Genomic DNA, 12,237 nt, shown 5'->3' on the forward strand with positions numbered 1-12,237 from the left:
AAGGTCAAAGGCGACCCGCCACTTGAAAATCCTGACTAAGGAGGCCATCTCATGGCATTCATCTTCGACGTTCGCGGTCGCGAGATTCTTGATTCGCGCGGCAACCCCACCGTTGAGGTCGTTCTTACGACCGACGAGGGCTACCAGTTCCTCGGCCAGGTTCCTTCGGGCGCCTCGACCGGTGCATTTGAGGCCGTTGAGCGCCGTGATGGTGACAAGGGCCGTTACCTCGGCAAGGGCGTTTCGCAGGCTGCCGCCGCGGTTGCCGAAGAGCTCTCCGAAAAGATCGAGGGCATGGACGTGACCGACCAGCGCGCGATCGACCTCGCGATGATTGACGCGGACGGCACCGACAACAAGGGCAAGATCGGCGCGAACGCCATTCTCGGCGTGTCGATCGCTGTCGCGAAGGCTGCCGCTGCGGAAGCAGAGCTGCCCCTCTACCGCTACGTGGGCGGTCCGAACGCACACGTGCTTCCCGTCCCCATGATGAACATCCTCAACGGTGGGTCGCACGCGGATTCGAACGTGGACATCCAGGAGTTCATGATCGCCCCGATCGGTGCCCCGACCTTCGTCGAGGCCGTCCGTATGGGTGCCGAGGTTTACCACAACCTCAAGAAGGTTCTCCACGACCGTGGTCTCGCGACGGGTCTCGGTGACGAGGGTGGCTTCGCGCCGAACCTCGAGTCGAACCGCGCCGCTCTCGACCTCATCATCGAGGCCATCGAGAAGGCTGGCTACACCCCGGGCAAGGACGTCGCACTCGCTCTCGACGTTGCTGCGTCGGAGTTCTTCGAGGACGGCTCCTACCTCTTCGAAGGTGAAAAGAAGTCTGCCGAGGACATGATCGCCTACTACGGCGAGCTCGTTGAGTCCTACCCGCTCGTCTCGATTGAGGACCCGCTCGACGAGGAAGACTGGGACGGCTGGGTTGCCATCACCGAGAAGCTCGGCGAGAAGGTTCAGCTCGTTGGCGACGACCTCTTCGTGACGAACCCCGTGCGTCTCGGCCGCGGCATTGAGAATGGCGCTGCCAACGCTCTTCTCGTGAAGGTGAACCAGATTGGCACCCTCACCGAGACCTTTGACGCCGTGGATCTTGCCACCCGCAATGGTTTCTCGTCGATGATGTCGCACCGTTCGGGCGAGACCGAGGACACCACGATCGCCGACCTCGCTGTTGCGCTCGGTACGGGCCAGATCAAGACCGGTGCTCCTGCTCGCGGTGAGCGCGTCAATAAGTACAACCAGCTCATCCGTATCGAGGATGAGCTCGGCGACTCGGCCGTCTACGCGGGCGCTTCGGCGTTCCCGCGCTTCAAGGCCTGAGCGGTTTACGATAGGGCTCATGCCTGATTCGTTAAAGCACCGAAGGGGCGCCCCGTCGAGACCGGCGGGGCGCTCCTCGGCGTCGCGGCGGCGTACTTCCGCAGCCGCCCCCTCCACGCCTACCGGTCGCGCGAGTCGTCGCCGCACGAAGGCTGGGCACACCGCATCTGCGCGCACGGCAACTTCGATAAGTGCGGGTGCACGCAAGGTTCTGGCCCCTATCGCGGGGCTCACGGGGCGCTCGCTCGTGCTGCTGGCGATTACGCTTCTCGCGCTCGTGGCGCTCGTTCCGACCGTGAATGGGTACGTCATGCAGCAACAGCGCCTCAGCACCCTTCGTGCGCAGGTTGCCCAGCAAGAACGCGAGGTCGAAGGACTCGAGGCGCAGGTCGCGCGGTGGGAAGATCCGACGTTTGTCTCCGCGCAAGCGCGCGAACGTTTGCTCTTTGCCTACCCCGGGGAAACGCAGTATCGCCTGACAGATTCAAGTGGTGCCGAGGTTCCTCAAACGACCCGGGCCGCGCAGGCGGAGCAGCGCACGAAAACTGCGTGGTTTGGCACGATGTGGGATTCGCTCGTAGCCGCGAGTCAGGCCGCTCCTCCCGAGGACCCCGCCGATAAGCAAGGCCCGTGATGCCGATAGTCGCCCGAAAGGTTGTAGTGCTCTATGCCAACACCGCTTGATCCACTTCCGTTCGAGAGCGAGGCAACCGAGGCGGATCTCGCCCTCATGGCTCGCCAGCTTGGTCGAACGATGCGTGGCGTGCATTCGATCGCCCGTCGCTGCGCGTGCGGGGCTCCCGCCGTTGTGCGCACGGTGCCGCGTCTGAGCGATGGATCGCCGTTTCCCACGAGCCTTTACCTCACGCTTCCGTCGATGGTCGAGGCCTGCTCGCGACTTGAGGCGCGGGGGTTGCTTGCTGAGTGGACCGCCGAGCTGGAAGAGAACAGTGAGCTTCAGCAGAGCTATGCGCGCGCCCACGAGCGGTACCTGGAGCGGCGCTCCGAGCTCGGTAGTGCCGAAGAGATCGATGGCATCAGTGCAGGGGGAATGCCGCACCGCGTGAAGTGCCTCCATGCCGTTGTCGGCCAGGCCCTTGCCGAGGGGCCAGGCGTGAACCCGTTTGGTGATCGCGCCCTTGAGTTGACCTCTGATGACACGACGATCGATCGATGCCGATGCGACCTCACCCCCGCAATGCTTGAGGAGGAAGGCGCATGAGCCGCAGGGTCGCCGCGATCGACTGCGGCACGAATTCGATTCGTCTTCTCGTCGCGGAAGAAGCGCCCGACGGCTCCTTGCCGGATATCGCGCGGGAGATGAAAATTGTGCGTCTCGGTCACGGGGTGGACCGCACGGGGCGCCTCGACCCGGAAGCGATCGAGCGCACTCTTGAGGCCACTCGGCAGTATGCACGCGTGATCGAGCAGAACGCGGTCGAAGGCGTGCGCTTTGCAGCGACGAGTGCAAGCCGCGACGCTGAGAACCGAGCGGAGTTCATCGACGGTGTTCGGGAGATTCTCGGCATTGAACCAGAGGTCATCGAAGGGACCGAAGAGGCGGTGCTGAGCTATCGCGGTGCCGTGGCGACTCTTCCCGATCCCGGGCCCTCGCCTCGCCTGATCGTTGATATCGGTGGCGGTTCAACCGAACTGGTCTACGGCGAGGATGCGCCGCGAGCCGAGATCAGCCTCGACATGGGGTCTGTTCGCCTCACGGAGCGCCACTTGAGCGCCGACCGCGTGAGCGAGAGCGACATTGAGGCCGCTGTACGCGATATCGACGCACTTATGGACGAGGCTTCTCAGACGATCGATTTTTCCGCAGTTCGCGGCATCGTGGGAGTCGCGGGAACCGTCACGACTTTGACCGCCGTTGCCCTCGGCCTCGAGGAATACACGCCCGAACTGAGCCACGGCGCAAGCATTGATGCCGAGGAATTCACGGCTCTTAGCTATCGAATTCTTCGATCGAGCGCGACGGAGCTCTCAGCGCTCCCGGCGATCCACCCGGGACGGATAGACGTGATCGGCGCGGGCGCGCTTATTTGGGCGCGGATCCTCGAACGGGTTGCGAACGAAGGCACACTCGAGCGCGTCACGACGAGCGAACACGACATTCTCGATGGACTCGCGATGAGCGTGCTCGATTCACTCAGTTTGGAAGCGCCTCAACGTGGTTGAATTGCATCGTTAGCGATGTGGAAAGGCAAGTTCACACACATGAACATCAATTCAGGAAACAAGCCGCACGTTCTCGTTCTCGGCGGCGGAAGCGTTGGTATGAACGTCGCAGCTGAGCTGCGCAAGAAGGCCGGCAACAACGTTGCCATCACGGTCGTCGACACTCGTCCCTACCTCACCTATCAGCCCTTCCTCCCGGAGGTTGGCGCCGGTGCGATTGACCCGCGCAACGTGCTCGCGCCGTTGCGCAAGGTCCTGCAGGGCACCAAGGTCGTCACCGGATCGGTCGAGACCATCTCGCACGCGGATCGCGTCGTGACGGTCGCTCTCGAGGGCGATGAAACGATCGAGATCAGCTACGACTACCTCGTCGTGGGGCTCGGTTCTGTTCCGCGCACGCTCCCGATCCCGGGCCTTGCTGAAAACGCTATTGGGTTCAAGTGGGTCGAGGAAGCCGTGGCCGTGCGCGACCGCATCCTCAGCAACCTCGCCGAGGCAGCTTCGACCAAGGATCCCGAAACCCGCAAGCGTCTGTTGACCTTCACCTTCGTTGGCGGTGGCTTCGCTGGCTCGGAAGCCATTGCCGAAGCTGAAGACATGGTCTCCGCAGCTCTGCGTTACTACCCCGATCTTCATCCCTCGGATGTCCGCTTCGTCATGATCGAAGCGATGGGTCGAATTCTTCCCGAGGTTGGCGAAGAGCTCGGTAAGTATGCTCTCAAGCAGTTCCGTGAGCGCGGCATCGAGGTCAAGCTCGAGACCTTCCTCAATTCGTGCGAGGACGGCATCGTCAAGACCTCCGACGGTGACGAGTTCGCCTCGGACCTCATCGTGTGGTGTGCCGGCATCAAGCCGAACCCCGTCCTCGAGAACTCGGATCTGCCGCTCAACCAGACCGGCCGCCTTGACTGCCTCGCCGACCTCCGCGTCAAGGGCGAGGACGGCCCACTCGAGGGCGTCTTTGCGGCCGGCGACTGCACGACCGTTCCGGATCTCGCCTCGGGCGAGGGCAAGGTGTGCCCGCCGAATGCTCAGCACGCCGTGCGCCAGGCGAAGTGCCTCGCCGACAACGTTGCGCGCGCGATCGACTCGCGCCCGCTCGTGGACTACTACCACAAGAACCTCGGCACGATGGCAACCCTCGGCATGTTCAAGGGCGTCGGAACGCTGTTCATCGGCGACAAGAAGGTCGAGCTCAAGGGTATTCCCGCATGGCTCGGCGCTCGCGCCTACCACGTCTATGCCATGCCTACACTCGGCCGTAAGGCCGGTGTCGTCGCGGGTTGGGTGAGCTCGCTGCTCGGCAACCGCGAAATTCTCGGTATCGCCCAGGCGACAGAACCCCGCAAGGCCTTTGAGCTTGCGGCGGCATCGACGCCGAAGAAGAAGTAAGCCCCGTTTGGGGAAACGGCGCGGAGCTTTCGCGCCAAAAACGCAAGGCCCGGCACCTCGAGGTGCCGGGCCTTGCTGGTCTCTTCTCGAAGTACGTATGCTTGCAGGAGCATATGAGCGAGCCCACCATGGGCGTAAGCGGAGGCCGGCCAGCGTCGGCCCTCCCGCGCCCCAGAACGAAGCCGGAGATGCCATGGAAATCTACATTCGCCCCACCGCCGACGACGCGAGCGTGGTCGTTGCCGATCACATCGAGGCTGCTATTCGCGAAGCAGATGGTGGCCCCGTCACTCTCGGCCTCGCGACGGGGTCCTCGCCGATCGCGGCTTATGACGAACTCGCGCGGCGCCACCGTGACGAGGGCTTGAGCTTTGCGAATGTCACTGTCTTCATGCTCGACGAGTACGTGGGGCTTTCGCCCGAGCACCCCCAAAGCTACGCGCGTTTTATTCGCGAGCACCTTGTTGAAAAGGTCGATCTCGACCCTGCGAAGGTGTTTTGCCCTCGCGGTGACACGGGGGATCCGGTTGCCGAAGCAGCCCGGTATGACGCCGCGATCAAGGACGCAGGCGGCGTTGATCTCCAGCTCCTCGGGGTCGGTGCTACCGGTCACATCGGCTTCAACGAACCGGGCACGTCGCTCGCTTCGCGCACGCACCTGGTGACGCTCACCCCCAAGACGATCGCTGACAACTCGCGTTTCTTCGATTCGAAAGATGACGTTCCCATCCACGCCATCAGCCAGGGAGTCGGCACAATTCGCGAGGCGAGGAAACTTCTCCTCATTGCAACGGGGGAGAACAAGGCTGAAGCCGTTCGCCAGACAATCGAGGGAGGGGTGAGCGCCCGCTGGACATCGACCGCGCTCCAGCTTCACGAGGACGCCACCATCGTTGTGGATAGCTCCGCGGCCTCAAAGCTCGACTACCTCGACTACTACCGCTTTATCGACGCTAATCGCCCCGAAAAGAAGTAAAACTCGAGTTCTTTGTCTCGCTGGCCCGGCCCAAAGCGTTGCTTTGGCCGGGCCTTTTCCTACAATGGGAGCCATGTCCCAAACCCACAGTGCTCCCTCAAAGGGTGCGGCTTTCTCGCGCCTCGATTCGTTTTTCTCGATCTCTAAACGCGGCTCGACGGTCGGCCGCGAAGTGCGTGGCGGCATGGTCACGTTCTTTGCGATGTGCTACATCGTCGTACTGAACCCGCTCATTATCGGCACCGTGCCGGATTCGACCGGCATGTACCTCGGCGGTGGAACCGAGCCGAATATGCCCGCTGTTGCCGCGGGAACGGCGCTGATTGCTGCCGTGTGTTCGATCTTCATGGGAGCGTGGGCGAATTTCCCGCTCGCAATGGCGGCGGGTCTCGGGCTCAACGCGTACCTCGCCTACGGCGTCGTGTCACTGCCCGGCATGACCTGGGCCGGTGCGATGGGGCTCGTGCTCGTGGAAGGCATCATTATTCTTTTGCTCGTTCTCACGGGCTTTCGCAAGGCGGTATTCCTCGCGGTCCCGCAGTTTCTCAAGACCGCTATCGCTGTCGGCATGGGCTTGTTCATTGCGTTTATTGGGCTCATCAACGCCCGCTTCGTGACCACCGGTGGTGGCACCCCCGTGCAGCTCGGTAACTCAGGCTCGCTCATTGGCTGGCCTACAGCCGTGTTCGTCTTCGGGCTCATCCTCATGATCGTGCTGTGGGTGAGGAAGGTCCCCGGCGCGATTCTCATCGCGATTATCGCTGCGACAGTGCTCGCCATTGTCATCGAGAACACCGTCGGAATCGGTCAGTTTGCCCCCGCAACCGACACCGATGCAGGTAACCCTTACGGCTGGTCCATGAACGTGCCCGCCCTGAGCGGAAGCGCGTTCGCGCTGCCCGATTTCAGCACCCTGTTCCAGGTCGATCCGGTCGGTGGACTGCGCGCCATCGGTGTCGTCGGCGCCATCATCGTCGTGTTCTCCCTCCTCCTCGCAGACTTTTTCGACACGATGGGCACCATGGTTGCGGTTGGCACCGAGGCAGGGCTCGTCGACGACAACAGCGATGTTGAGAACAGCCAGCGGATCCTCATCGCCGACTCTGTTGGGGCGATCATGGGTGGCGTCGGTGGAGTCTCCTCCAACACGAGCTTCGTTGAAAGCGCGACCGGCGTCGGTGAAGGCGCCCGGACGGGCCTCGCGACCGTCGTCACTGGCCTGTGTTTCGTCGTCGCGATGTTCCTATCGCCGATCGTCGCTCTCGTGCCGTACGAGGCTGCGACCCCGGCCCTCGTCCTCGTCGGATTCCTCATGATGAGCCAGGTCGTGGACATCGATTTCAGCGACCTCACGAAGGCTATTCCCGCCTTCCTCACGATCATCCTCATGCCGTTCGCGTACTCGATCACCGTGGGCATGGGGGCGGGCTTCATCCTGTACGTGGTCATCCAAATTGTCGTGGGCAACGCGAAAAAGGTGCATTGGCTCATGTATGTCGTGAGCGCACTGTTCGTGATGTACTTCCTCCGTGATGCACTCACGGGGCTCATCGGGCTCTGACGCGCCCGTACCCCGCGTTGCCCGCACCGCGGCCTCGATCAGGCACAATAGACCCCATGACGCGAGCTGATCTCACCAAGAACCCCGACGATGTCTCGACTATGTTTGACGGCGTCGCGGGGCGCTACGACCTCCTCAACACCGTCCTTGCCTTTGGCCAGGATCGAGGGTGGCGAACGGCGATGGTGGAAGCGCTCGATCTGCCGCAGGGGAGCGGGGCTCGCGTACTTGATGTCGCGGCCGGCACCGGTACCTCGAGCGCGGCGATCGCGCGTGCGGGGCACCTGGTGCTCGCTTCTGACTTTTCGGCTGGCATGATGGCGGAGGGGCGCAAGAGGCAACCGCACATCCCCTTTGTGGGGGCCGACGCTACCAACCTCCCGTTCACGTCAGATTCATTCGATGCAGCCGTCATTAGCTTCGGTCTGCGCAATGTCGTTGAACCACGAAAAGCTCTCTCCGAAATGGCGCGCGTAGTGAAGCCGGGCGGGACCGTCGTCGTGTGCGAGTTTTCGACCCCGAACAATCGCGCCTTCCGCCACGTCTACTCGCGCTACATCATGGGGATGCTGCCGCACGTGGCATCGCAGGTATCGGCGAATGGTGCTGCCTACAGCTACCTCGCCGAGTCAATTCTTGCCTGGCCCGATCAGGAGGGCCTACGCGAGTGGTTCCTTGAGCTCGGGCTCGAACGAGCGCAGTATCGCAACCTCAGCGGCGGCATCGTCGCGCTACACAGGGGCTACGTCCCGCACGCCTAGGTCGGCCCGCGATGTCGCGGTGACTTCGCGTCTTTGAATCGTCTCTGTCTGCAGTACGCAGCCAGGAGCCCCTTACCGACGTCTCGCGCAGCTAGCCCGTCTCTTTTCGTGCAGGAGCGGGAAGAGCAAGGCAACTTTTGAAGCGCCCTGGGTTTCGTTCCGAGTCTCAGCTAGGAGAATCGGAGTATGCCCAAGAAGTTCAGCCCCGAGCTGCGTGAGCGTGCTGTGCGTATGGTCTAGGACCGTCGGGCCCGCGAGGGCGGGCCTCGTGCAGCATCGATCCGTGCGATCGCCCCGCAGCTCGGTGTCGGCGAGGAGACGCTGCGGATCTGGTGCAGCCGCTACGTCCCCACCGAACCACCCGGCCCGGGAGAGCCGCTCGAGGAGGAGAACTGTCGGCTCCGGAGAGAGGTGGGGAGGCGCGGCGCGCTCACAAGTTCCTGAAAGCCGCCTCGGCGTTTTTCGCAGCGGAACTCGACCGCCCCACGACGAAATGATCACGTTCATCGACATTCATCGCGTGAAGTCCGGGGCCTGGGCCTTCTGCCGCGCCCTGCGTGCGTCAGAATGTGGGTTCATCACTTCCCGCGGATATCGCGCCTCCAAGAACAGGAAGGCTTCCGCGCGCAGCGTTCGGGACGAGATCCTCGTAGAGGAGCTGCAGCGGGTCCACCAGGAAAATTACAGCGTCTACGGGGTGCGGAAGATGTGGCACGCCATGCGGCACGTGGGATGGACGTGGGCCGAGACCAGGTCGCGAGGCTGATGAAGATCGCAGGCCTTCAGGGCGTTCGCTGAGGCCGCTGGCCCGTCACCACGCGTCCCGCGGCCGGAGAGGATCAGCGTTTCGACCTGGTGGACCGGAGGTTCGTTGCGGACCGGCCGCAGCAGCTCTGGGTTGCCGATATTCCCCCGCAAGCGGGAGGTGCCCCCACCTATGTCCGAATACTCGCCGGGTTCTGCTACGTCGCGTTCATCACCGATGTCTTCAGTCGGAGAATCGTCGGTTGGGCGGTCGCGCCCACCCTCCACACGCAGCAGCTGCCATTGCTCGCACTGGAGCACGCGCTCCTCGCCACCGGGGCGAGGAGGAATGGAAGCGGATTGATTCACCACTCCGACCGGGGGGTAGTCAATACGTCTCTCTCGCCTACTCAGACGCTCTTCTCGCCGCAGGTGTGAAAGCGTCTGTCGGCACCGTCGGCGATAGCTACGATAACGCGCTGGCAGAGACGGTGAACGGCCTCTACAAGGCGGAGCTGATCTACTCCAAGCGGACCTGGGAGTCCGTCAGCGAGGTCGAACTTGCCACGATGGGCTGGGTCCACTGGTGGAACACGCCCCGGCTCCACGAAGCTCTCGACTACCGCACCCCAGCAAGCGTCGAAGCGTCCCACACCCACTCCGCCACGACCGCGCCCACGACCGTCTCACCACGGAACAAAACCCAGGGCGCTTCAAGCAGTCCCGTCACAAGCTGGTGGAGGTGTGGTGGTCTCGTGCTTCACGTTGAGCGGCGTCGCGGTCGGTGTTCCAGTCTCCGGTCCAAGCGCAGTCGCCGCATGAGGGCTGCCATTGGCCGTAGCCGGCGCTGAGATCGATGGCGAGAACGACGCGGTGGCCTGCGGGTGCGGGGCAGGTGCGGATGTCGTGTCCCGCTTCTCCGCAGCGGGAGCAGTTGCGGGTGCCGGCGGGGCTCATTGTGACTCCTACTCGAGAAGCTGATTTGGGCGCGTGATGCGTCAGGAGATGGATACATACTTAGACGTCTTAGTTTACCTGCCGATCTCGGCTCTGTGTAGTCGTTCGGCGCGAGGGGATGGAGTGTGTCGATGGGGAATCCCATTTGGGGGGGGGGGCGGGGCGCCACGCTGGCCTGATCGAAGGTCGACAGCAGGGAGTTAAAGTAGGGCTAGCTCTTGGTGTTGCCGTAGGTGGCGCCGCTTGGTGGGGCTTTGGCAAGGTCAAGGAGCGTTGGGGGCGCAGAGCTGCTGCGGATGCTCCTCCTGATGGGGCGGAGCAGGATCTCGCCGAGACCTCTGCATTGAGCGCTACCGCGGGAGTGGTCAACGGCTCAGCGCCAACTCTGGATCCTGGCGAGGGAGAGTCTGTCGTGTGATGCTGGGCTGACCCCGTTTCGTAGGTCCGGTGGTTCTGAGAGTCGTCCTGTTGCCCGTGGTTGCGGGCAGGGAGACTGGTCAGATCATGTCGAACAGCAGGAAGCGTCACACCCCGGAGCAGGTCGTTCGCAAGCTCGGGCAGGCCGACAGGATGCTCGCCGACGGCAGCGACATCGCCGCGGTGTGTCGGGAGCTTGGAATATCCGAGCAGACGTATTACCGGTGGTGAGTCTGTCGCGCGTCAGGCTTTGTGGCAGGGCCGTTGTGTAGGTCTTGAAGGAGAGTCTGAACATGGGTAGACCCCCTGTGATCCCGGCCGAGCGGAAGACTCGGATCGTGCTGAGTGTGCTTGCTGGTGAGATGTCGATCGCTGAGGCTGCTCGGCGGGAGAAGGTCAGCGAGCAGTCGATCGGGCGGTGGAAGGCTGACCTCCTCGAAGCGGGGAAGACCGCGTTGGCGGCGGGCCGGTCCGGCCCGCCGACGCGGGAGGAGCAGCTGGAGGCGCAGGTCGAGGAACTGACGCAGGCCCTGGGTGAGGCTGCGGTCGAGCTCCGGGTGTGGAAGAAGTCCGCGGAGGGCCGGTTGGGCCCTTCGAGGACCTCGAGGTGATCCGCGTCGAGGCGGGCATGTCGACCGCGAGGTTCTGCCGGCTGATCGACATGCCCGAGCGGACGTGGCGACGTTGGCAGGCCAAGACCAGGGCTGGCGTGCAGGCGAAGGGTCCGTGGCCACAGCCGGCGCGGGAGTCGGTGCGCGACCGGGTGCTCTCTCACGCCACCGCCCATCCTGCGTGGGGCCATCGCAAGATCTGGGCGATGGTCCGCCATGACGGCCACGTCGTCAGTGAGGCGACGGTGCTGCGGCTGCTGCGGGATGAGGGGCTGATCCTGCCCGCGCACTACCAGCGCGAACGCCGCAAGCTCGCCGAGCGGCGCAAGGCCGTGTTCGCCAAGGAGCCGACCGGACCGAACCAGGTATGGCAGCTCGACTTCAGCGAGTTCGAGACCGCGACGGGCGGGACGTGGCGGATCGCGAGGTGCCGGGACCACTGGTCCAAGTAAGAGTACCCGTTCCATGTGTCGCCGACGGCGAACCAGCACGATGCGATCGATGCGGTCGAGCTCGCGCTGGCTGACTACGAGGAGCTCTTCGGGCGTTCGATGGTCGATGACTGCCCAGTCGATGAGCAGACCGGGGAGGTGCTGCCGGTGGTCACGATCGTCACCGACAACGGGGCCCGTTCCGCTCGTTCCGGTTCGAGGCGTTCATCGAGCTCCACCCCGAGCTAGCGCACGTCCGCACCCGCGTGAAGTCGCCGGGGCAGAACGGATCACGCGAGCGAGGGTTCGGGACGCTGAAGTACGAACGCCTGTTCATCGACGAGATCGACGACGCCGTCATGCTGGCCGAACGGGCCGAGGACTACCGCATCGAGTACAACCAGGTCCGCCCACACGAGGCCATCGCCTGGAACCGGCCCAAGGAGATGCACCTGGGCCAGGCCGACCCGAACATCCCCAACTTTCAGAACAAGGAAATCCTGCCAACTCCTTGACGCGGGACAGTTTCGCGTCGTCGGCTTTCAGCCCGCCGTACTGGTGCCGCCACCGGTAGTACGTCTGCTCGGACACGCCGAGCTCGCGACATACCGCCGCGACATCAACGCCATCAGCGGGCAGCCTGTCAGCCTGCCCGAGCTTACGAACCACCTGCTCCGGCGTGTGACGCTTCCTTCTGTTTGTCATGATTCGACCAGTCTCCCTGCCCGAAGCCTCGAGCAACAGGACAACTCCCACAATGACTGGACCTACAAACGGGGGTCAGGCCAAGGACTCAGCGCCCGTTGCGTCCTGACCACGGAACAAAACCCAGGGCGCTTCATTTTGGGTTGTTTTATGGTGTGGGCCACGA

General features: G+C 63.5%; 12 protein-coding genes and 3 pseudogenes. 14 read left to right on the forward strand and 1 reads right to left on the reverse strand.

The genetic code is table 11. The features are described 5' to 3' along the window. Positions 1-51: 51 nt before the first annotated feature. From eno to HMPREF3157_RS10695, 14 genes and pseudogenes are all read left to right on the forward strand, one after another. The gene (gene eno / locus HMPREF3157_RS01935; protein WP_034372854.1) at positions 52-1,332 is read left to right on the forward strand and encodes a phosphopyruvate hydratase; all 1,281 of its coding nucleotides are present in this window, start codon (positions 52-54) and stop codon (positions 1,330-1,332) included. Between the two features lie 19 nt (positions 1,333-1,351). Then, positions 1,352-1,966, forward strand: a complete 615-nt coding sequence (locus HMPREF3157_RS10680) for an FtsB family cell division protein (RefSeq protein ID WP_246816478.1) — start codon at positions 1,352-1,354, stop codon at positions 1,964-1,966. Positions 1,967-1,999: 33 nt separating this feature from the next. After that, positions 2,000-2,554, forward strand: a complete 555-nt coding sequence (locus HMPREF3157_RS01945; protein WP_070435362.1) for a DUF501 domain-containing protein — start codon at positions 2,000-2,002, stop codon at positions 2,552-2,554. Next, the gene (locus HMPREF3157_RS01950) at positions 2,551-3,516 is read left to right on the forward strand and encodes a Ppx/GppA phosphatase family protein (protein WP_070435363.1); all 966 of its coding nucleotides are present in this window, start codon (positions 2,551-2,553) and stop codon (positions 3,514-3,516) included. The genes HMPREF3157_RS01945 and HMPREF3157_RS01950 overlap by 4 nt, the downstream gene beginning before the upstream one ends. 39 nt (positions 3,517-3,555) lie before the next feature. Continuing rightward, positions 3,556-4,908: an NAD(P)/FAD-dependent oxidoreductase gene (locus HMPREF3157_RS01955; protein ID WP_034374785.1), complete on the forward strand. Its 1,353-nt coding sequence runs from the start codon at positions 3,556-3,558 to the stop codon at positions 4,906-4,908. A 193-nt stretch (positions 4,909-5,101) separates the two neighbouring features. Next, positions 5,102-5,884, forward strand: coding sequence for a glucosamine-6-phosphate deaminase (gene nagB / locus HMPREF3157_RS01960; protein WP_034372863.1), 783 nt, complete (start codon positions 5,102-5,104; stop codon positions 5,882-5,884). 64 nt (positions 5,885-5,948) lie between these two features. Beyond that, positions 5,949-7,445, forward strand: a complete 1,497-nt coding sequence (locus tag HMPREF3157_RS01965) for an NCS2 family permease (protein ID WP_034372866.1) — start codon at positions 5,949-5,951, stop codon at positions 7,443-7,445. Positions 7,446-7,501: 56 nt separating this feature from the next. Next, on the forward strand, positions 7,502-8,206 hold the full coding sequence (locus HMPREF3157_RS01970) for a class I SAM-dependent methyltransferase (RefSeq protein ID WP_034372869.1): 705 nt from the start codon (positions 7,502-7,504) through the stop codon (positions 8,204-8,206). Between the two features lie 186 nt (positions 8,207-8,392). Then, a pseudogene (locus HMPREF3157_RS10350) lies at positions 8,393-9,627 on the forward strand (IS3 family transposase); the annotation flags it as partial. 784 nt (positions 9,628-10,411) lie between these two features. Further along, positions 10,412-10,552, forward strand: a pseudogene (locus tag HMPREF3157_RS01980) (transposase); the annotation flags it as partial. Between the two features lie 65 nt (positions 10,553-10,617). Then, positions 10,618-10,935, forward strand: coding sequence for a transposase (locus HMPREF3157_RS01985; RefSeq protein WP_083288014.1), 318 nt, complete (start codon positions 10,618-10,620; stop codon positions 10,933-10,935). Beyond that, the gene (locus HMPREF3157_RS10685) at positions 10,932-11,387 is read left to right on the forward strand and encodes an IS3 family transposase (RefSeq protein WP_246816480.1); all 456 of its coding nucleotides are present in this window, start codon (positions 10,932-10,934) and stop codon (positions 11,385-11,387) included. The genes HMPREF3157_RS01985 and HMPREF3157_RS10685 overlap by 4 nt, the downstream gene beginning before the upstream one ends. A 15-nt stretch (positions 11,388-11,402) precedes the next feature. Then, positions 11,403-11,615, forward strand: a complete 213-nt coding sequence (locus HMPREF3157_RS10690; protein WP_246816482.1) for a hypothetical protein — start codon at positions 11,403-11,405, stop codon at positions 11,613-11,615. Positions 11,616-11,632: 17 nt separating this feature from the next. Further along, the gene (locus tag HMPREF3157_RS10695) at positions 11,633-11,881 is read left to right on the forward strand and encodes an integrase core domain-containing protein (RefSeq protein ID WP_246816484.1); all 249 of its coding nucleotides are present in this window, start codon (positions 11,633-11,635) and stop codon (positions 11,879-11,881) included. Here the strand turns inward: HMPREF3157_RS10695 and HMPREF3157_RS10155 are convergent. Further along, positions 11,871-12,071 (reverse strand): annotated as a pseudogene (locus HMPREF3157_RS10155) (transposase); the annotation flags it as partial. The gene HMPREF3157_RS10695 and the pseudogene HMPREF3157_RS10155 sit on opposite strands and share 11 nt — an antisense overlap. Positions 12,072-12,237: the final 166 nt, after the last annotated feature.

Source organism: Dermabacter sp. HMSC06F07, assembly GCF_001807345.1.
Lineage (GTDB): Bacteria > Actinomycetota > Actinomycetes > Actinomycetales > Dermabacteraceae > Dermabacter > Dermabacter hominis.

Coding starts and splice junctions, on each gene's coding strand:
- eno (WP_034372854.1), top strand. CDS start 52: ATGGCATTCATCTTCGACGTTCGCGGTCGCGAGATTCTTGATTCGCGC.
- HMPREF3157_RS10680 (WP_246816478.1), top strand. CDS start 1,352: ATGCCTGATTCGTTAAAGCACCGAAGGGGCGCCCCGTCGAGACCGGCG.
- HMPREF3157_RS01945 (WP_070435362.1), top strand. CDS start 2,000: ATGCCAACACCGCTTGATCCACTTCCGTTCGAGAGCGAGGCAACCGAG.
- HMPREF3157_RS01950 (WP_070435363.1), top strand. CDS start 2,551: ATGAGCCGCAGGGTCGCCGCGATCGACTGCGGCACGAATTCGATTCGT.
- HMPREF3157_RS01955 (WP_034374785.1), top strand. CDS start 3,556: ATGAACATCAATTCAGGAAACAAGCCGCACGTTCTCGTTCTCGGCGGC.
- nagB (WP_034372863.1), top strand. CDS start 5,102: ATGGAAATCTACATTCGCCCCACCGCCGACGACGCGAGCGTGGTCGTT.
- HMPREF3157_RS01965 (WP_034372866.1), top strand. CDS start 5,949: ATGGGAGCCATGTCCCAAACCCACAGTGCTCCCTCAAAGGGTGCGGCT.
- HMPREF3157_RS01970 (WP_034372869.1), top strand. CDS start 7,502: ATGACGCGAGCTGATCTCACCAAGAACCCCGACGATGTCTCGACTATG.
- HMPREF3157_RS01985 (WP_083288014.1), top strand. CDS start 10,618: ATGGGTAGACCCCCTGTGATCCCGGCCGAGCGGAAGACTCGGATCGTG.